The organism is Legionella quinlivanii (genome assembly GCF_003265995.1).
Taxonomy (GTDB): Bacteria; Pseudomonadota; Gammaproteobacteria; order Legionellales; family Legionellaceae; genus Legionella_C; species Legionella_C quinlivanii_A.
This window is the reverse complement of the sequence record NZ_MVJN01000010.1, coordinates 133,951-154,092: the sequence shown is the minus strand read 5'-3', so window position 1 is coordinate 154,092 and position 20,142 is coordinate 133,951. Positions and strand designations below refer to the sequence as shown.

The window sequence follows — 20,142 nt, the reverse complement described above, 5'->3', positions numbered from 1 at the left end:
TTATTCGGGATGAGTTAGACTTTGAACATCATGTTAATTATATTCATTATAATCCGGTCAAGCATGGACATGTGTCTCAACCAATCGATTGGCCTTATTCAAGCATTCATCAATTTGTTACAAATGGTATTATTCCTTCTCACTGGACAGTTTCTAAGCCATCTTATTCGCTGGATTTTGGTGAAAAATGAAACGTCGGGCGAAAGCGCCCGACCTACGGTATTATTCTATTTTATGGCCATCCAGATGCCGTTCATCACGCTCTTTATTTTTTTTCTCTAACTGTTTTTCTTTATTGCTTCTTCCATATTTAATACGATTTTCAGAAGCCTTTTTCTCTTTTTCTGACTTTATTTTGGCTTTTCTTTTTTTATTTAGATTAATGACTATTGCCATAGAGGCCTCGAGAAGATGGGTACTTGTACTGTTAAGTATACATTTTATAGCGGTGATTACCCTACATTTAACTAATTGATTTGTATGGTCTATAGTTATTTCAAGCAAGTTATTAAATATAGAATAAAAATGAATATCTTCATCACTGGTGGTTGTGGTTTTATCGGATCACATTTATGCGAATACTACTTAAATAAAGGGCATAAAGTGATTACGGTTGACAATCTTTCATCGGGACGTCTGGAAAATATTGAAGCGCTCAGAAAAAACGCTTCCTTCAGTTTTGTAGAAGCGGATATTCTTGAATGGCCAGATTTGAAAGAAACTTTAAAATGGGCCGATATAATTTTTCACTTTGCAGCCACTGTCGGCATGTTTAATGTAGTCAATGATCCCATTAGCACCCTCATTAACAACCTGATGGGATGTCAGCGTCTTTTAAAGAACATGACTGAAATAAAATCTGATGCAATTGTGGTAATTGCCTCTTCATCTTCGGTATATGGTGATAGTCAAACCTTTTCCAGCGAAAATGATAATCTGAATATCCATCGTTTATCTTGTTCGACTTCAACTTATCCGATTAGTAAATTGGCGGATGAAGCACTTGCTTATGCCTATATTCACCGTCATCAATTAAATATCATACTTGCACGAATCTTCAATACGATTGGGCCTCGGCAAACTGATTTATATGGAATGGTGGTGCCGAGATTTATAAAACAGGCCTGTAGCAATGAACCTATTACCATTTTTGGCGACGGGACTCAGACTCGTTCTTTTTGCGACGTGCGAGACGTGATTAAAGCCATGGATATGCTAATCCATGAGCCAAAGGCGCTGGGACAAAGTATCAACATTGGAAATTCATCAGAGATTTCAATTAATGATTTAGCTCAACTCGTCAGGAGTCAGGCAAATAGCCATTCTTTAATTCAGTACCTATCTTATGAGGAAGCCTATGGGGAACATTTCATAGATATTACACAACGCTGTCCCGATCTGTCGAAACTCTACCATTTAACAAATTTCAAGCATCAGTGGACTCTGGCTGATACTGTCGGTGATTTGATTGCAAGAAAGAAGCAGCTAACGTAGGTGGGACGAAAGCGCCCGACCTGCGTATTATTCATATCAGTTATTCTGAACCCTTGTCTGCAATGAAGCGTCGTCCATGATGTCTTTGAAATGTTCAACATCAGAAAGCGCATTGCGTAACTCCTCGAACGATGTCAAATTGCTATTTTCAAAGGCCTGCAGAACACTCTTCGCATCCTCGTTCAAAGAGGATTCGTCATAGTTATCCAGCCGCTTCCTGATATCGACTAAGGCCTGTGCGATCGCCTTCTCATCATTATGATCCAGATTGCCGACGATGCTTTTGATGTCCTCAATAACTAATGGAGTAGCGCCATCCTGATTATCCATCAGAGGATCATCGAGAATGGAAAACACTGCGTAAATATTTTCCTCTCGTTCATTGGGAGGAATTTTAGCGATATTTAACATCGATTTCATGCTATATTTTGAAGCATTTTGTTTTTGATTCTCTGGCGTAATATCTGATTTAATCCACTCATTCATCTCTGCCAGGTCCTGCTTAAACCCTTCAAAAAATTCTAATTCTGTATTGGACAGGGTGTAGGCCGATCGAAACAGGTTCGGGATATACTCCAGAAGACTCGCTTCATGTCTTTCATTATGGGCCAGCTTAAATCCGAACAAGGCACCACGAACCTTTGCTTTAAAATTGCCCCATGTCGAACCGGTGGTATAATCTCCCAGCGACTGCATATACAAGGCATAGGATTTTTGTTTTTCTGCTGGTGAAGCCTCCTCATTTAAATAAACTTTTTCTAATAAATGGTTAAGCGGATCAATAATATTTTTGATAGTGACCGGAAACTCTACTGTTCCAGTATCCAAATGGATGATGGATTTTCGATACATCATAAAAAAACTGGCATAAAGGTTACTTTCTGCAAAACTCTCTTCACAACCCAGTTTTTCAACAAGACGGGCGATATTGGGGTTAGTATCGGCTTTTTCTTTTAAACGTTCTACCAGATTATTCAGCTTTTTCATTTCCGGATTTTCAAAAAGAATATCGCGCAAAGCCTTCGCCTCTACAGGCAGTTTTTTATCATCCGAGCGCACGCCAGTGGGCGCCTCAAGAAATCCGTTAGAACTTGCTTTACGCGAGATGGAGGCTATGAACCGCTCAAAGCCCAGTTTTTCCAGAGTTTCCTCCTTTAAACCTGCCTTTTTACAATATTCATATAATTCCTGAGCGGCCTTATGGATTTCAGCAGGTTTCATTTCTATTTGCGGGTTGCCAATTCTGAATTCAATACCCAGAAGTAACTTATGGATCCTCCTGGGATCAAGCATTCGAGAGTCGGACACTTCTTTCATCAGCGCGTCCTTTAACTCAAGATAATCTCGGGTCAGACTCCTGCGATAGCCATCAACACGAAGCTGAGCCTTGCCATCCACTCCCCCCCAGGCATAAGTTACTTTGGAACGCTCCGCCTGATGCTCATAATAGCTATCCGGCAGAGCAATCAGATTCGACAAGCCGTCATAATGACGGGGAATGGTTTTTAATCCTTCTTGGGGTAAATTGGGAATATCAACTGAGACATTTCTAAGCCTGCCTGCTACTTCGGAATAAATGCCCAGTTTCCCCAGATACGAATGTAGTCTGGCAGCAAAACTATTCTCTCCCTGAACCCCGCCGCGACCGCCATTGCATATTTCCACGTTGATCTTGAGCGTACCTTTATCAGGTCCAAACACTTCTTTATTAAGTGTTTTATCAAGATAGTCGCCAATTTCAGTATAAAAAGCGCCGGGGATATAAGGATTACTGGGGGCTCCATGTCCCCATATATAGAGATGATCATCGGGGGTCATGCTTTCAAGAATTTCCTTATCGGCATCCTCAGGCTCAGCACTTTCCCAGGTCATGTATTGACCTTCATTGACATCGACCGGATAAATTATATGTACTTCAATGTCCTCATTACCCTTTTCTTCTTCCCTGTTTTGAATTCGCCGCATAAATGCCTGAACTTCTCGTTCCTCAGATTTATCAAAGCACAAAATCACTGCTTTCTTGCCCATTTGTTTTCCAAAGCTTGTTTCTATTTAAGAATTATAGCCGCTTATACCGGGCTTGCCGGGAAGTCATTAAAGAGAGCGAGACTCATTCTGCATATATCGCAGCATACTCTCAGCAGCCGAAACTCCCTGAGCAATGGCTCTGACCACCAAGTCAGCCCCTAACACCATATCGCCGCCGCAAAAGATTCGCGGATTGGACGTCTGGAAGGGAAAGTTTGCCTTTTCTGAGGTTTCAACCAGGCCTTTATCAGTTAAATCAACACTTAAATGCCCTAGCCATTCGGGTGGATTGGCATCAAAGCCATAAGCAATAATCACCGCATCGGCTGGCAAAATATATTCACTCCCTTCCTGATACTCAAGCCTGCCGCTGGCATTTTTCACGGTATTCACCAGCTTAACTGCTTCCACTTTTTTATCACCAATCAGCTCAACAGCCTGCTTATGGCAGACAAAATGTACCCCTTCCTCTATAGCATTTTTAATTTCTTTCCTTGCGCCGGGCATATCCAGCATCCCCTGGCGATAGACACAATCAACTGAAAAAGCCTCCAGTCGCAGGGCACTGCGATTACAATCCATCGCAGTATCTCCTCCTCCGAGAATTACCAGTTTTTTATTGCGAAAATCGAACGGTTCATAACCAGGCAGCCCCAGAAAACTGTAGATATTATGAACCAGAAAGTCCAAAGCCTGATAAACATTCTCTAAGGCTTCTCCCGGAATTCCTGCTTTTTTTCCTTTATCAGCGCCTAATCCTAAAAACAAAGCATCATACTCAAGTAATAATTGCTGTGGATTTAAATCACGTCCTACTTCTGTATTCAAATGAAAGCGCACGCCCATCTCTTCTAAAATCTGGCGGCGCTGTCTTATAATTTTTTTCTCCAGTTTAAATTCGGGAATACCAAAGGTCAGCAAACCGCCAATTTCAGGATATTTATCAAAAACCGAAACCTCTGTTCCATTTTTTGCCAAAACCGATGCGCAAGCCAACCCGGCTGGCCCTGCTCCGATAACAGCAACCCGTCTGCCATTGGGTTTAACCGCGCTCATATCGGGACGCCATCCATTTTCAAGCGCCTTGTCGGCGATAAACTGCTCTATTGCGCCAATAGTGACCGCCCCTAAACCATCATTTAGAGTACAGGCCCCTTCGCAAAGACGCTCCTGCGGACAAATGCGGCCGCAAACCTCAGGAAAAGGATTGGTTTGATGCGCCAGATTCGCCGCTTCTTCCAGCTTTCCTTCAGCCACAAGGCGCAGCCATCCTGGAATATGGTTATGAACAGGACATTGCCAGGCGCAATAAGGGTTCCCGCAATCCAGGCAACGTCCGGCCTGATTTTGCGCCTGATCAAGGCTATAAGACAGATAAACGGATGCCGAATGACGAATTCGTTCTTCAGGACTTAGCTTGTCAGGCTCCTGTCTCTTATCCGTTACAAACTTAAATTCTACAGGTTTAGTTTCTTTCATAGGCCACGCAAGGTACTCCAACCTATCGCTTTCGGTTTTACGAGCCAAAACAGAGGTAGATACTCACTAAAGGAGTCCTTAATCTGTTGCCCCCAACGACTGCCCGTCTCGTTAATATGATGGTCCAGTAGTTGTTCAAGATAATCAATATATTCCTTGGTATCGAGCTCAGCTAATCGATATCCTTCGACAAACTCTTCATTACACTGCTGAATAAAGCTATTTGCCAAATCGAGCACAAAGGCAAAACCTCCAGTCATCCCGGCGCCAAAATTAATGCCAGTATCCCCCAGCACCAGCACCAGGCCTGCGGTCATGTATTCACAGCAATGAGCGCCGGCGCCCTCAATGACGGCTACAGCGCCTGAATTACGCACTGCAAAACGCTCACCCACCTGACCCGCTATATAACAAATCCCGCCAGTCGCACCATAAAGGCAGGTATTTCCAGCGATGCTTGTCTTATTTGAGTCATACTGCGCCTCATCTGGCAATCTGATGACAATTTTTCCGCCGCTAATGCCTTTTCCCACATAATCATTTGCATCTCCGGTCAGGTAAAGTGACATCCCCTGACAAGTCCAGGCGCCAAAACTCTGCCCTGCTGTGCCGGTAAAGAATAGTTGAACTGAATTTTCTTTTAATGTTTTGAATCCATACTGTTTGGCAATAGTTCCCGCAAGCCTGGCACCGATTGAGCGATTGCCATTATGAATAGGAAAATGCAGCTGAATATCCTGATGTACTGCCAGCAGAGGTTCTACAGCCTCTTGTATGGCCTGAGCCAGACTTGCTTTATCTCTTGGCTTATTACTTTTAGGAAGCTCTCGCCACTGATAGGAAGGATCGACTTTGCTGCAATCGAGCATGAATGAGAGATCAATTCGGTTAATCAGTGGATCATCTGTTGTTATTTTTTGTAATAAATCCCTGCGGCCAATAATTTCCTGCAAACTCGAAAAACCGAGGCTGGCGAGGATTTCCCTGACTTCCTCAGCAAGCCAGGTAAAATAATGGATTACCCGCTGTGGGCTTCCCTGATAATGATTTTCTCTTAAAAAATCATCCTGGGTAGCAATCCCCGTTGCGCAATTGTTAAGATGACAGATCCTTAAATACTTACATCCAAGCGCCACCATTGGAGCAGTACCAAAACCAAAGCTCTCTGCACCCAAAAGGGCTGCTTTCACCACATCCATCCCTGTTTTCATGCCGCCGTCGACTTGCAGAATGACACGATGCCGCAACTTGTTTTCCAGTAAGAGCTGATGAGTTTCATGCAAACCGAGTTCCCAGGGCGAGCCGGTATATTTAATCGAGGAGGTGGGGCTTGCGCCAGTACCGCCATCGTAACCTGAAATAGTAATGACATCCGCATAAGCCTTGACTACTCCAGCAGCGATAGTTCCAATTCCAGGGCCTGAAACCAGTTTTACTGAAATCAGGGCCTGCGAGTTAATCTGCTTCAGGTCAAAAATCAATTGCGCCAGATCTTCAATCGAATAAATATCATGATGCGGCGGCGGTGATATCAGAGTAACGCCTTCACCGCAGTAACGTAATTGGGCAATCAGGGCATTCACTTTACTGCCGGGCAGCTGTCCTCCTTCCCCGGGTTTCGCTCCCTGAGCGATCTTGATTTGTATGACTTCGGCATTCATAAGATAGTCCGCAGTGACCCCAAACCGGCCGGAAGCAATTTGCTTAATCTTGGAGCGCTTGATGGTGTTGTGGCGGTAGTCAGCTTCTCCTCCCTCTCCTGAATTGGAGCGCCCTCCCAAGGTATTCATAGCCACAGCAAGCGCTTCATGAGCCTCAGGCGACAAGGCGCCTAAGGACATGGCAGCCGTTTCAAAACGCGGGAAAATCTTGTCTGCTTTTTCAATGTTTTCCAGAGGCAAACTGTTTTTTGCATATTGAATATCTAGCAAATCCCGGATTGTCGTCAATGGTCTTTGTTGAATGAGCTGAGAAAAACGTTGATAGAGCGCATACTCTCCCTGTTTTGCCGCATTCAGCAGGCTCATTACCACATCGGGATTGAATTCATGGTACTCATTATCTGGCAAGTATTTCAGTAAGCCGCCATGACGCGGATAACTATAGGGATTATGAGCGTCATCGAAATAAGCTCGGGCCAGGCTATCAAGATCGCTGAAATCCAGAACTTCCAGTTTGGAAGCGCTCTGACTGAAACAGCGATTGAGAACCGACTTGCTTAAACCAATGATTTCAAAAAGCTGGGTTCCCCGATAACTGTTCAGAGTTGAAATACCCATTTTTGCACTGATCTTTAATAAACCGCCTTCAATAGCTTTCACATAATTACTTAAACCCTTTTCGATATTGAAATCAGCAATTAAAGAATAAGCCAGATAAGGGTAAATAGCGGCTGCGCCATAAGCCAGCAGGGCGGCAAAATGATGCGGATCGCGCACCCATCCAGAGGCTACCAGCAAGTCACAGTCATAGCGCTTTCCTGCCTTAATCAGGCTCTCGTGAATAGCCCCCACTGCCAGCAAAGGATGTAATGGAATAGCCTGTACATCGAGGTCTGAATCAGACAACAGCAATAATACCGCTCCCTGACTAACTGCGTCTAATGCCTGTTTGCCAAGCCTTTCAATCGCCTCAAGTAAACTTTCCTGGGTCGAATAGGATAATGACAGTTTTACGAAAGGAAAGCCCTGAGTAGTCAGAGTCTGTAAATGCTCCCACTCTCCGCTGGAAAGAACCGGGGAGCTTAATATAATCCGTTTGGCATGCAGCGGGCTTGATTCAAACAGATTCGCCTGGCGCCCCAGGGTGATTTCAGTCGACATAATAACGGACTCACGCAACGAATCCATTGCGGGATTAGTTACTTGCGCAAATTGCTGTCTGAAATAATCAAACAACGAGCGGTTTCGAGTGGATAGTAATGCGATCGGGGTATCATCCCCCATCGATGCAGTGGCTTCCTTGGCCGTTTGCGCCATTGCCTTGAGGACATCATTCACTTCTTCATTGCTGATATCATAGAGTTTCCGATAAAAAGCGGCCTGCCGGTCAGTTAGCCGATTAGCCTCCAGGACATCATGTAATTCAGCCGGAGGATGATGGATATGCTGTTGCAGCCAGTCCGAATAGGGGTATTTTGAACTCAGCCTGGAATCAATAATCGCAGTGCTCATAACCTGATGCGTCTTCACATCAACGGCCAGAAGCTCGCCGGGACCAATTCTGCCCTTGCAAAGAATATTCTCTTCGTCGAGATCTATAACACCGGTTTCGGAACAGACGAGCAGTAAGCCATCCCTGCTCTGTAAATAACGCGCAGGGCGAAAACCGTTTCTATCCAGAGCACAGCACACTAATCGCCCATCGGTAAACACCACACTGGCAGGCCCGTCCCAAGGCTCCATTTGCAAGGAGCAATATTCAAAGAAAGCCTGTTGCTCTGAATCGCAGTTCCTGTTTTTTTTGAAAGCAGGTTGAATCAGCAGACGAATTGCCTGGAAAGGCTCCATACCTCCACGAACTAAAAACTCAAGCATATTATCAAGGCTTGCTGAATCAGAAGCGATGGGATCGATAATCGGCCTTATTTCGTCCAGACAATCCTGGTCTTTATTGGTAAACAGCGGCGCTCGAGCCAAAACCGCATGCCGATTACCCTGAATGGTATTAATCTCGCCATTGTGAGCCAGAAATCGAAACGGTTGTGTCAGCCGCCATGCGGGCAAGGTATTGGTTGAAAACCGTTGATGAAAAATGCTGAAAGCGGATTTAACTGCTTTATCGCTTAAATCTTTATAAAATACTGATAAGTACTTGGGTAAAACCAGGGCCTTATAAATTACTACCTGAGTGGAAAGAGAACAAATGTAAAAATAAGGATCCTCCCTTAAACTTTCAGTAGCGCGATGACGAGCGAGCATGAGCCTGGCTTCAGTCAGTTCAAGGGTCTGCTTATCATCAACATTAACTATAACCTGGGCAAAATGGGGCAAGTTATTGCGTGCATGCTCTCCGCAAAGCGCACTATCGACGCTGAGATCCCTCCAGCCTGCAACAGAGAAGCCAAGAGCAGTTAATTCATTATTTAATTGCTCTTTCTGGGCCTCTGCATTATCAGAGTTTAGAAAACACATGCCAACCGCAAATCGAGCGCTTAAAATCCAACCCTGCTGTTCTGCATATTTTCTGAAGAAATGCCTGGGTAACTGTATAAGCAATCCGCAACCATCGGCAGACAAGCCATCCTCGCCAGCAACTCCTCTATGGGTCAGACGTTGTAAAGCCGTTAGCGACAGTTCAACAATGCGATGAGAGACTTTACCATTGATGCTGGCAATAAAACCACAGCCGCAATTATCCTTCTCTATAATAGCCACGCCCCTGCCCTCTTCAATTCTAATAATAGAGCTTCTTAATTAAGATATAGACCCAATTTAAACTGCCAGGCAGGCTAGAGAATAAAATCCTCTAAAATTATCGATGGCGGGCCAAAATAACTCACTTGCCTGGCGATCTCCAATACTGTTTGAGCGAGACTCTCAAGAAAAAATAACAGGAATTAAGCCACTGTTAAATACGTGCTTGCCTCTATACAACTCAATCCACCACCAGATATCAGGCGATGGAACGTACGATGCCCCCATCAACATGCACAGAAGAACCATTGGTCGCCGAGGCCAGAGGACTGCATAAAAAAGCAACCATGACCGCTACCTCGTGAGTACTGGCGAAGCGTTTAAGAAGAGAAGATGGTCTCATTGTGCTGAAAAATTCCTGTTCAATTTCCTGTACAGTTCGAGATTGTTCCTTGCTTATCGTATTTAAAAAATCATTAACCCCATCGCTTTGAGTAGGGCCTGGAAGTACACTGTTGACAGTAACTCTGGTTCCGGCGGTCAATTCAGCCATGCCACGCGCAATGGCTAACTGAGCCGTTTTGGTCATGCCATAATGAATCATTTCAGGAGGGATCTGTAAACCGGACTCACTGGATATAAAAATAATGCGGCCTTCATTTTTATTAAGCATGAGAGGTAAATAATGGCGGCTTAGGCGTACCCCGCTCATAACATTGACATCGAATATATGCAGCCAATCCTCATCCGAGATGTCCACAAACGATTTGATTTCGTAAATGCCGACATTGTTAATCAGTATGTCAACAGAAGGCAGCGCCTGAATCAGCTTTTCTACCCCTGCTTTAGTACTCAGATCAGCAGGTGCCGCCTGCAGTTTGGCATGGGGATGTAAGGAATGAATATGCGCAATGGCCTGCTGCACCCGCTCTTCGGAGCGGCCATTGATAATAACTGTGGCGCCCTCCTGGGCAAGCACTTCAGCTATGGCGAGTCCAATACCGGCGGTCGAACCAGTTACCAGAGCAATTTTTTCTTCCAACTGAAAATCCATTTTGATCATCCTTAATTGTTTAGTTCCTTGATCTTACAGCAAGCCTTAAAGATTTCCAGCCCTGAAATCTGCTCAATAGGGATTTAAATTCTTGCAGGTCAAATGGTTCACATGGCAGGTGGAAGGTACTGCGCTGTGCGAGTAACATCTGGTCTTCGCACCATTAATCGCATTATCAGCCACGCGGTAAATACCGCTTTTCCAGACATGCGCCAGACTATCCATCGCAGTACACTGCCACAAAGGGCGTACAGAGACTCCATTAACCATTGCATCACAGTCTTCCCGTGAAATGGTGCAGGTCTTGGGCTGCTTGCTCTGACTTTTACAAAGGAGCTTGGCATTGCGCAAGGCAGTCCACTCGTTTGAAGAAAGGGCAATGAAACGCTGGTCGGTATAATCATGCGCATGGCAATGCCAGATTTCTTTATAAGAAATAAAAACAGCCGCATGAACCTGATAAGCAAATCCGCTGAAAAAAAGGCCTAAAAGCCATCCTGACTTCCTCATGGTTTTCTCCCTGATTCAATCAAATAAGAAGGAAAACATCCCCTTTATTATTTAATTGTAAACCAGTTGTGGAAGTCCGCTTAAATGGCTCTGTCGTTTTACGAGACTCTGTCATTTCCGCGCGGCATTGTTGCGTTATGAAGAAAGGTACATAAAAAACCGTCTTTGCGAGCGTTAGCAAAGCAATCCAGTTCCTTACTTTGTTCAAGTTCCGGTCTGGATTGCTTCATTTTGTTCGCAAAGACAACAAATTAGTTGTGTGGATCTTTAATGCAACAACACTTTCCCGCGAAGGCGGAAATCAATCTAATGGTGTATATTGGCCTTTTCACTTTCACCTTCGCTTTCATCCTCATGCTCCTGTTCCTCATCGGATAATGAACGCGGCTTAGGCTCAATTCCTACCAATTTCTCAACCGGCTTTTGTTCCAACCCTATCAGGCTCTGCATTTGCTTTTTGAATTTTGAGGAAACTTCATGGTCCAAATCCTGATGAAACAGATTCAACTCATGTTTTGACTGCGGGCTTGTTTGATGCCAGTCAGCATGAGCAACGTTATGAGTAACGGTAGAGGATGAACTTGAGGATGGACTTGAGGATGAGCTTGAAAATGAAAAGATATCTCCGGCAAGATTATTGTTATTATTGTTGTTATTACTACTATATTGCTGCGTTTCAGAAATCTCCTCTTCAAACTCGTCAGGATTAGACTCCCTGGAATGACTTAAGCTGTCAGAAGACTGGTTCAAATGCTGGGTCAAATCATCAGACACGCGAATACTGGGGGAAAAATAATTCGTTGCTTCATCGGGCATGTAGGTGCTTTTGGGGTGGTATTTACTGTCCGTCTGTTTTTTATAAGTAAAAATTGCTGTCTCATCCAGCATCTTGCAAAACTGCGGCATATGTTCAGCAGGAACTCTGATGCCTTCGGCACTTAATTTATAAGTCTCGGCGAACGACGTATCCTGTAATCGGGATACGTATCTAGTGAATGCCTGATAGGCCTCGTTCCTGCGATTTTCAGGTTCACAGTGAAATAAAAATTCCCCGTCTTTTTGACCTAGTTTCCACTTGAGTGCAGGTTGTTTTGTAGGCATTATCCGTAAATGCGCTAAAACGACCTTGCCATCACCCGATAAAATGGAGGTAGGATTACTAAGCTTGTTCAGATTATCCAGTACATCCACTTGTTCAGGGGTCATTAACATCTTTTGCCTGAAAATCTGAAACATCTTTCTATGAGCAGTGCTCGCCCGATCAGAAGCGTGTTCGACTTCGTGAACATATTGATCAAATAATACATTTTGATTGGATCTTGCGGAAAGTTCAGTTTTCACTTTGTCAGTAACTTTGTCAATCGTTTGGATGCGGGCGATGCGCAGCGCGAAATCCGGATTTTTTGCAGAATAAGCGAGAATCATCTCTTCAATTTTACGTTGTTCCTGCAAAGAAAACACTTTGCCGGCAGCATCCGGATCCATGCGATAAAGATAAAACATTCCCATCATTTTTTCGCTCATGGGAGCATCATAAAAAGCTGAAATATTTTTAAATTTTTTATTGGCATCCGCAGGTTGAATAAAGGTAAAATCATCTTTCAAACTATCTAGTATTGGATTCTCTTCCCGGTAAGCATGGCCAAAATCAAAGCCAAAAAAATACTCTCCAACCCGTCCTTTATTTTGCCCCTGGGAACCTAAGACATCACGATCACCCTGGGCAAGAACCAGCGGTAAGGATTCACCCAAATCTTTAACACTATCATCAGCAAGAAAACGGCCATTAACTGTTTTGGGTTCTTTATTTTCAAATTGAACCAGATGCCCCTGGTATAAATCCTTCTTCACACTGCCGCGAAGCTTACCTTCAAATACCCTAAGTTCAGGTTCCCACTTACAGGCGGTCATTATTTTGGGTTTGCCGCTGGAATATTCGCCAAAAGCGAGCTCCTGCTCCTGAACCTGCATGCCATAGGCTTTAGCCACTGAATTGGCAAAATACTCCAATACGGCATTGGTGTTTTCCACTTGAGGATCTGAAAGCCTGACTTTTTGGTATATTGCTGTGGCCGGGGCCTTCACTAAATCTGGCAATGACTTGATCGCATTGGTCTTTTCCAGACGATCTTTTGGCGGCGACACTTTACCACTGGGCGTATCATTGTAATCCTGTTTGATTAACCATAAATCAAGCTTTTGCTGACTGGGATTGTTTACATTTCCAGTTTTACCTTCTTTTTCAATTAGCCGGCTAAAACCCAGAAGCTCTCCGTAGTGTACGTTAGCCGGTTCCGCAACCATATTGCTAATAGTCTCTCTTAGCTGATTCATTGGCATGCTGTTATCAAAAACAGCAGGCATCGCCTCACTGATTCTTTGTCGAAAAGCAGGATTGATTTTGACACCCAGAAATCCCGGCTCAACACCACCCGGTTTATCCCCAACATAAAAAAATTCGCCGAGCACAGTGCCTACGCGATAATGCCGATTTTCTCCGCGAGGAGGAATGATTGTTGGATCAATTTTTTCGTAACTCATAATCAACTTATCCTTAAGAAGTAGTAGCCGTCCAATTGATTATTTTTTGATTATTTATAGTAAATATTATACAATGCTTGGACTGATTTTGTTTTAATTATTTTATTTAAGCTATTTAATCACTAGATAATATCGATTTCATCTAGTTTGATAAAGTTAAAATTAACTCCTCAGTTACGTCATCATGAGCGTAACGAAGGATCTCAAACGGCTTAAGGCTGAGCCAGATTCAGGAGATCCTTCACTGCGTTCAGGATGACGTTACCTGGGGAGTTCCGTAAAAAATCCTGTTGGGAGGGGCATGATGACAAAAGAAGTAAGGATAGAAAAAAGAAGAGATAATAGAAATATATTATCCAGAACGATTGGAAAGATGATCCAGAAAGCAGATGATTACTCCTCTGCTGTAACCAACACCTTCGTTTTGGCATTCAAATACAACGCAGGAAAAGATCTCAATGCCTTTCATCATTTTCTCGAAGACAGATACAGGGCGCTCCCTAAAGATAAAACCAAAATTCTTGATGTTCCAGTGATTTCTCCAAGTATTTTTCCACCCAGACTCGTGCAACGAGTGGTTGCGATTGGCAATCCCCGTGTTCTTTTGGAAATTGAGAAACTTCCCTGTGCCCAATCTTTTAAAAAATGGTATGAAGATAATCCTGAGAGACCAGCAATTAAACGAGGTCGAGCGTTTTCCTCTATTCTTGAAGCAATTGGCATGGGAATTCTGACTGAAGATCAGAAAATTCATGATGATTTTCTCGATCAAATGCACAGTTTGCAATTCAGTGGGGTTAAAGATCCCAAACACCCCAATCATCAATTCCAAACGAATTTTCTCGAGGTGATAAAAAAAGAAACCGGAGATTTAATTGAAACAATCAAGGCACGCTCGGTCAATAATGAACCGATTGAATTAGATTTTCTGGTTTTTTCCCTGAAGATTTTTCTCAAATCCTTTTATCCTAAATCGGACTGGAGCAATGAAGAATGGATTGATCAACTGGCCCGACAAATTGAACATGTGTCTCATGAGGCATTTAAAAATATTATGAATCCCTACGGGAATATTCAGTCACTGCGTGAGCTTGCTGCGAAGCATTTGGATCCCTTTATTGATAAAATTCTTGAAGATGAAGAACCCGCGTATCTTAGCGCCGACTATGTAAAAAGAACCAGCCGGGATATCAAAAAGCAAATCATTATTGCCCTGCTCTTTGCCGGTGGAGATAACATCAGACGCCTTATCGAGCATGGTCTTGTTAAATTTGGGCAGGATGAAATTTATCAGAAATATTTTGCTAAAGGTGTAACGCTTTCCGATTTACAGACTTATGTGAAAGAGTTAGAACGCCTGTTGACTATTATTTACGCTCAGCCAGGTGAAGCCGAAGAAGATTTCGTTATTGAATTTGAGGGGGAAGAGTTCGCCGTTAAGCAGGGCGATCAATTGCATTATACAACCTGGATTGCGACCACTGATGAAAAAGAGTGGGGAGAACATGCGCGAGAGTTTAACCCGGAAGCGAATAAAGACAAGCACAAAGAATTGCGTGCTGATCTGACATTTGGCGCCAATCGACGCCGCTGCCGTGGAAATATTGTCACTCATGAGATTATCTATGAGCTTTTCATGCGTATTTTAAATCAATTTGAAATTGAGAGCTTTGTCGGTGGCCAAAAAGGGGTTCATCCGATGAAGAAAGACTTTAACAATGAAGTGGATGGGCCAGTTACCGTAAGATACACGCCAAAAGCCGCTCAGACGCTCGAGGTTGAAAAAGAAAGCGTCAATCCCGAAGAACAGCCTAAACCAGAAAAGGCCAGCAAAGTGAAAGACTGTTACAAAGGTCTTGCTGCAAATGGATTTATAAGCCAGCTGAATAAAACCGAGCCTCAGGAAGTTGGGGAAGCAATGGAGATCGCTTTTGACCCCGAAACTAAAGTTTTTCCAGCCTAGGCGTAAACCTGTCACGGCCCCGCCGCTTCATCACTGCCCATTAAGTTAAGGAAATTCTGCAATTGCATGTAGGTTGTGCCCTTGGCACAACATTGCGTTCTGGAGTGTTACAACCCCTTTGCGTGGGCCAAGGGCACAACCTACAATGATTCCTTAACTTAATGGCAGTGCGCCGCTTCATGAGCGGCAGACTTTGTTCTTCCTATATATTGAGATCTATGTCCTAGATAACTTTCAAACCATTCATGTACGGCTGTAAAGCATCTGGAATATGAATATTTCCTTCCTGATCCTGGTAATTCTCCATAATAGCCACCAAAGTACGGCCGACCGCGAGACCTGAACCATTTAAAGTATGAACCAATTGCGTTTCCTGCGTTTCAGGATGGCGGTAACGAGCCTTCATTCGTCTGGCTTGAAATGCCTCCATGTTAGAACAGGAGGAAATTTCACGATAAGTATTCTGACTAGGCAGCCAAACTTCAAGATCATAGGTTTTAGCGGATCCAGCGCCCAAATCGCCTGTACATAAGCTGACAACGCGATAGGCCAGGCCAAGACGCTGCAGAATCACTTCCGCATGACTGGTGAGCTTTTCGAGCGTTGCATAGGAATCTTCCGGCCTGGTTATCCACACCAGTTCTACTTTTTCAAACTGATGCTGTCTTATCATTCCTTTTGTGTCTTTTCCGTATGAGCCGGCTTCACTGCGGAAACAAGGGGAATGACAGGCATGCTGTATCGGCAGTTCCTGATAAGGAATAATACAATCGCGCACGGTGTTAGTGACCGGAATTTCTGCAGTTGAAGTGAGATAATAGTTTTGATCCCCAGTCAACTTAAACAGGTCATTTTCAAATTTGGGTAATTGCCCTGTTCCCAGTAAGCTGTCCGCATTGACAATATAAGGCACATAAATCTCATTATAGCCATGCTCCTGAGTGTGAATATCCAGCATAAACTGAATCAATGCCCGATGCATACGAGCAAGTTTCTGTTTCATCACCACAAAGCGGCTGCCGGTTATTTTTACTGCCAGGGAAAAATCAAGCAAGCCTTTCGCCTCGCCCAGCTCATCGTGGGATTTGACAGGAAAATCGAAACGGGGAACTTCACCCCAACGCCGTACTTCCCTATTCTCTGTTTCATCTTTCCCTGCGGGCACTGTTTCATGGGGAATATTGGGAAGAGAAAGTAACAAAGCATCCAGTTGTCTGAGGACGGCTTCCAGGTCCTGCTTGTTGATTTCCAGCTGCTTTCCAAGTTCGTTCACCGCATCACGCATCGGTTCAATATCTTCTCCACGTGATTTGGCAAGCCCGATCATTTTGGAACGCTGATTGCGCTCGTTCTGTAAAGCCTGCGTGGCCACCTGCAAGGATTTTCGTTGCTCCTCCAGCTGCAGGAATTGTTCTGTATCAAATCGAAAACCGCGTGTTGCCAATTTCTCGGCAATCAAATGGGGATTTTCGCGCAACAACTGGATATCCAACATGAATTCACCTCAATTATCATCTACTAACGCCAGAACTAACCAATGGTTAATTCAGCATTCCATTGTAAAACTCGGCCCGACTCGATTTTGCCATCCAAAAATTTCAAAACGTTATCGACAATGGCGGGTTCGTCCACAAACTCGAGGACCATCGGCAAATTAAAATGCATATCCATTAATTTGGCCTCTCGCAGTTTACCCGTATGACCAAAGCCCTTCACTCCGCGAAAAATAGTGGCACCCTTTACTTTCTGATCATGAAGATAGTTATATATTTCATTCAGCCAGGGAGAATCCTCACTAAGATAAATACGTACTACTTTAACCTGCATCAATATATTCCTCCAAGCCAGCGTCCCAAATGCATACCAAGAAAAGCCAATCCTAAAGCCAGGAAATTATTCAATACCACATTCAAACAGGCGATCCAATATTGGCTGTCCTGATAGAGCATCCAGGTTTCCCATGAAAAACTGGAAAAAGTGGTAAAGCCACCGAGAAAGCCTACCATAAAGAACAAGCGCCAGTAGTCGCTGACAGCAAATCGCTCCAACAGCAAAATCATTAAAAAGCCAGCCAGAAAGGAGCCGAAACTGTTAACAATTAATGTACCATAAGGAAAACGGGGCCCCCATAGTTTCAGAGCCAAAAGGCTTGTTCCCAAACGCGAAACAGCGCCTAATCCACCGCCTGCAGCAACCAATATGACTGACCACATATTTCACCTGATTATTAAAATCCATTTAAAGAGCAGACTATTCGCTCAGAAGAATCAACCCTCTCCCTAACCCTCTCCCAGCTTGGGAGAGGGGATTTTTTCTTTAAATTGAATCTGTCTTAAAGTCCTCTCTCCCCAGGGGAGAGAGCTAGAGAGAGGGGATCTTCTCTAAAGTTGCCAGGCCTACTATCTGACAATACCTCGCGATGATTCGTTTAAAGCATCAATCATTGGTATCACCTCAGGACAATCAACCTGCATTTGTTCCAACTCGGCTACCGCTTGCTGCACTGTTAATCCTTTACGGAAAATAATTTTATAGGCTCGCCGCAAACCATCAATCGCATTGGATGAAAAACCGCGCCGACGCAATCCGACCGTATTAATTCCACAAGCAGAGGTCGTATGTCCGGCAATCATCACATAAGGCAATACATCTTTGGTCACATAGGTAGCTCTTGCGATGAAGGCATAAGCACCGACCTGGCAGAACTGATGAACTGCTGCATAAGGACCAATGATGGCATAATCATGAACGGTCACATGGCCAGAAAGCGCTGCATAGTTGACCATAATAATCTGATTACCAATCATACAGTCATGGCCGATATGGGAATAGGCCATCAGGAAATTGCCATTGCCAATACGTGTGACACCGCCTCCTTTCACAGTTCCGCGGCTAATCATACAGTATTCGCGGATTACATTATCATCACCAATCTCCAGACGAGTCGGCTCTCCCTTATAAGTAATATCCTGTGGCTCGTCACCTACGGAAGCAAACTGAAAAATTTTGTTGTTTTTTCCAATAGTAGTCGGTCCTTGAATTACCACATGAGGCCCAATCCATGTACCTTCGCCTATTTCAACATCGGCTCCAATAATACTGCCAGGACCTACAGAAACCCCACTCGCCAATTTGGCCGAGGGGTGAATAATTGCACCTTCATCTATCACTTTTTCACTTCCTTCGCTGCACTCATTAAATCAGCGGAGCAGGCCAGTTTGTCGCCGACAAATGCCTCGCCATGCATACGCCAAAAATCTCGTTTTTGCCCTACCAGTTTTACTTCCAAACGAAGTTGATCGCCCGGAGTCACTATCTGTTTAAACTTTGCGTTATCAATTCCGGCAAAAAAATAAATAAACTCATGTCCCTCTTTGGGACGCCGTGAAAGGTTGGATAAAATTGCGCTAGCCTGAGCTAAAGCTTCCAACATTAACACACCCGGCATGATAGGATTACCCGGGAAATGTCCCATAAAGAATGGTTCATTAATGGTAACGTTTTTAATTGCAATCAAATAATCCAAGGACTTATACTCATGCACTCTATCCACCAGGATAAACGGATACCGATGCGGTATAAGCTCAAGAATTTTTGGTATATCTATGGCCTCACTCATGTAATATCTCTCAATCTTTGATAATGCCTTCAATTGAAACGTTTTCGCCTAATCGACTGAAACGAGTTCAATCTTCTCTCAACCGATCTTTTTCTAATCTAATAAGCCGTAAGATATAATCGTCAAGACGTTTAAATCGTGCCGCATTACGCCGCCACCGATGATGCTCACTAACCATTGTGCCCGACGAATAAATTCCCGGCTTGCTTAATGACTTGTTCACCGTTGACATACCGGTTACTACCAGGTCATCTCCCAAATGAAGATTAGCCGCTACGCTGCATGCCCCGCCAAGGATACAATGAGAACCAATTTGGGTAAATGCACCAATCACAGTGCCGGCAGCAATTGCAGTATGCCGGCCTATGGTAACATCATGTGCGATTTGAACCAAATTATCTATTTGCACTCCACTGCCAAGCCAGGTATCTCCAACGATCCCTCTGACAATTACAGTATTTGCTCCAATAGTAACCTCATCACTTATTACTACTGAGCCTGCTGCAGATAAAGCTGACCATCGTCCTTTGACTTTATAACCATGAAATGGCTCAGCACCTATCACTGCACCACTATCGATCATGCAATGCGACCCAATAATGACGCCCTGCTCCAAACTCACATTATTCGCTATTCGAGTATTTTCACCAATGACTACATCGGAGGCAATGGAACAATTAGCACCAATATGGACATTTTGACCCAGTTTAACATTCTCAGCAATATGACTATTTGCTTCAATTGAAACTTGTTCAGCAAGCGTGACAGAGGCATGTATTACCGCATGCGGATGAATTGCAGCCAAAGGGACTTCCTTTGACTGTGCAAATAAAGCGTTTATGGCTTGTGCAGCAGCCAAGGGATCAGAGACCGCAATAGTGCTGACAGGAGAATCGGATACATCACGTGATGCTAACAATACAGCGCCCGCCTGAGTATTTTTTAACATCTGCAAGGGCAGGTGGCGATCATAGTAAGCGAGTTCAGAGGAGTTAGCCCTGACAAGAGAGGAAAATCCCTGGATGGACAAGTCGGGGTTACCGCCAATTGCTCCATCCAGGTAATCAGCCAGAAAGGCTAAGGTATAAAAAGGTTTCAC

General features: G+C 44.0%; 15 protein-coding genes and 1 pseudogene. 3 read left to right on the top strand and 13 right to left on the bottom strand.

Translation table 11 applies throughout. The features are described 5' to 3' along the window. Positions 1–191, top strand: a pseudogene (locus tag B1207_RS16045) (REP-associated tyrosine transposase); the annotation flags it as partial. Between the two features lie 31 nt (positions 192–222). Here B1207_RS16045 and B1207_RS13365 read toward each other — a convergent pair. Next, positions 223–396 carry a DUF4169 family protein gene (locus B1207_RS13365; RefSeq protein ID WP_112220432.1) on the bottom strand — a complete coding sequence of 58 codons (174 nt, stop codon included), beginning with the start codon at positions 394–396 and terminating at the stop codon, positions 223–225. A 129-nt stretch (positions 397–525) separates the two neighbouring features. On the opposite strand from B1207_RS13365, the gene B1207_RS13360 reads away from it, so the two are divergent. After that, on the top strand, positions 526–1,494 hold the full coding sequence (locus tag B1207_RS13360) for an NAD-dependent epimerase/dehydratase family protein (protein ID WP_112220438.1): 969 nt from the start codon (positions 526–528) through the stop codon (positions 1,492–1,494). Between the two features lie 36 nt (positions 1,495–1,530). Here the strand turns inward: B1207_RS13360 and B1207_RS13355 are convergent, their stop codons facing one another. From B1207_RS13355 to B1207_RS13330, 6 genes are all read right to left on the bottom strand, one after another. Then, positions 1,531–3,522 (bottom strand): hypothetical protein, encoded by a 1,992-nt coding sequence (locus B1207_RS13355; protein WP_112220431.1) that lies wholly within the window; start codon positions 3,520–3,522, stop codon positions 1,531–1,533. Between the two features lie 66 nt (positions 3,523–3,588). After that, positions 3,589–5,001: an FAD-dependent oxidoreductase gene (locus B1207_RS13350; protein ID WP_112220430.1), complete on the bottom strand. Its 1,413-nt coding sequence runs from the start codon at positions 4,999–5,001 to the stop codon at positions 3,589–3,591. After that, positions 4,998–9,377, bottom strand: a complete 4,380-nt coding sequence (gene gltB, locus B1207_RS13345) for a glutamate synthase large subunit (RefSeq protein ID WP_216362470.1) — start codon at positions 9,375–9,377, stop codon at positions 4,998–5,000. Before gltB ends, B1207_RS13350 begins: the two co-directional genes overlap by 4 nt. A 238-nt stretch (positions 9,378–9,615) precedes the next feature. Then, positions 9,616–10,410: an SDR family NAD(P)-dependent oxidoreductase gene (locus B1207_RS13340; protein WP_112220428.1), complete on the bottom strand. Its 795-nt coding sequence runs from the start codon at positions 10,408–10,410 to the stop codon at positions 9,616–9,618. A 72-nt stretch (positions 10,411–10,482) separates the two neighbouring features. Then, a complete protein-coding gene (locus B1207_RS13335; protein ID WP_112220427.1) occupies positions 10,483–10,920 on the bottom strand; it encodes a hypothetical protein in 438 nt (145 codons plus the stop codon). 306 nt (positions 10,921–11,226) lie between these two features. Beyond that, the gene (locus B1207_RS13330; protein ID WP_112220426.1) at positions 11,227–13,461 is read right to left on the bottom strand and encodes a hypothetical protein; all 2,235 of its coding nucleotides are present in this window, start codon (positions 13,459–13,461) and stop codon (positions 11,227–11,229) included. A 301-nt stretch (positions 13,462–13,762) separates the two neighbouring features. Here B1207_RS13330 and B1207_RS13325 point away from each other — a divergent pair, with 301 nt between their 5' ends. Next, positions 13,763–15,424, top strand: a complete 1,662-nt coding sequence (locus B1207_RS13325) for a cytochrome P450 (protein WP_112220425.1) — start codon at positions 13,763–13,765, stop codon at positions 15,422–15,424. Positions 15,425–15,647: 223 nt separating this feature from the next. Here the strand turns inward: B1207_RS13325 and serS are convergent, their stop codons facing one another. The 6 genes from serS to lpxD all read right to left on the bottom strand — a co-directional run bounded on the left by serS (position 15,648) and on the right by lpxD (position 20,142). After that, a complete protein-coding gene (serS, locus tag B1207_RS13320; protein WP_112220424.1) occupies positions 15,648–16,919 on the bottom strand; it encodes a serine--tRNA ligase in 1,272 nt (423 codons plus the stop codon). A gap of 35 nt (positions 16,920–16,954) precedes the next feature. Then, a complete protein-coding gene (locus tag B1207_RS13315; protein ID WP_112220423.1) occupies positions 16,955–17,251 on the bottom strand; it encodes a DUF190 domain-containing protein in 297 nt (98 codons plus the stop codon). After that, complete coding sequence (gene crcB, locus B1207_RS13310; RefSeq protein WP_112220422.1) at positions 17,251–17,637, bottom strand: fluoride efflux transporter CrcB; 387 nt, start codon at positions 17,635–17,637, stop codon at positions 17,251–17,253. The genes B1207_RS13315 and crcB overlap by 1 nt, the downstream gene beginning before the upstream one ends. Positions 17,638–17,823: 186 nt before the next feature. After that, positions 17,824–18,594: an acyl-ACP--UDP-N-acetylglucosamine O-acyltransferase gene (gene lpxA, locus B1207_RS13305; RefSeq protein ID WP_058508171.1), complete on the bottom strand. Its 771-nt coding sequence runs from the start codon at positions 18,592–18,594 to the stop codon at positions 17,824–17,826. Continuing rightward, positions 18,591–19,043 carry a 3-hydroxyacyl-ACP dehydratase FabZ gene (fabZ, locus tag B1207_RS13300; RefSeq protein ID WP_058508172.1) on the bottom strand — a complete coding sequence of 151 codons (453 nt, stop codon included), beginning with the start codon at positions 19,041–19,043 and terminating at the stop codon, positions 18,591–18,593. Before fabZ ends, lpxA begins: the two co-directional genes overlap by 4 nt. 67 nt (positions 19,044–19,110) lie before the next feature. Continuing rightward, on the bottom strand, positions 19,111–20,142 hold the full coding sequence (lpxD, locus tag B1207_RS13295) for a UDP-3-O-(3-hydroxymyristoyl)glucosamine N-acyltransferase (RefSeq protein WP_112220421.1): 1,032 nt from the start codon (positions 20,140–20,142) through the stop codon (positions 19,111–19,113).

Bases quoted from the DNA above. Each gene is read 5' to 3' on its own strand.
- B1207_RS13315 (WP_112220423.1), bottom strand. From the start codon at position 17,251: ATGCAGGTTAAAGTAGTACGTATTTATCTTAGTGAGGATTCTCCCTGG.
- B1207_RS13360 (WP_112220438.1), top strand. From the start codon at position 526: ATGAATATCTTCATCACTGGTGGTTGTGGTTTTATCGGATCACATTTA.
- crcB (WP_112220422.1), bottom strand. From the start codon at position 17,637: ATGTGGTCAGTCATATTGGTTGCTGCAGGCGGTGGATTAGGCGCTGTT.
- B1207_RS13325 (WP_112220425.1), top strand. From the start codon at position 13,763: ATGATGACAAAAGAAGTAAGGATAGAAAAAAGAAGAGATAATAGAAAT.
- B1207_RS13365 (WP_112220432.1), bottom strand. From the start codon at position 396: ATGGCAATAGTCATTAATCTAAATAAAAAAAGAAAAGCCAAAATAAAG.
- B1207_RS13350 (WP_112220430.1), bottom strand. From the start codon at position 5,001: ATGAAAGAAACTAAACCTGTAGAATTTAAGTTTGTAACGGATAAGAGA.
- B1207_RS13330 (WP_112220426.1), bottom strand. From the start codon at position 13,461: ATGAGTTACGAAAAAATTGATCCAACAATCATTCCTCCTCGCGGAGAA.
- B1207_RS13340 (WP_112220428.1), bottom strand. From the start codon at position 10,410: ATGGATTTTCAGTTGGAAGAAAAAATTGCTCTGGTAACTGGTTCGACC.
- serS (WP_112220424.1), bottom strand. From the start codon at position 16,919: ATGTTGGATATCCAGTTGTTGCGCGAAAATCCCCATTTGATTGCCGAG.
- B1207_RS13355 (WP_112220431.1), bottom strand. From the start codon at position 3,522: ATGGGCAAGAAAGCAGTGATTTTGTGCTTTGATAAATCTGAGGAACGA.
- B1207_RS13335 (WP_112220427.1), bottom strand. From the start codon at position 10,920: ATGAGGAAGTCAGGATGGCTTTTAGGCCTTTTTTTCAGCGGATTTGCT.
- fabZ (WP_058508172.1), bottom strand. From the start codon at position 19,043: ATGAGTGAGGCCATAGATATACCAAAAATTCTTGAGCTTATACCGCAT.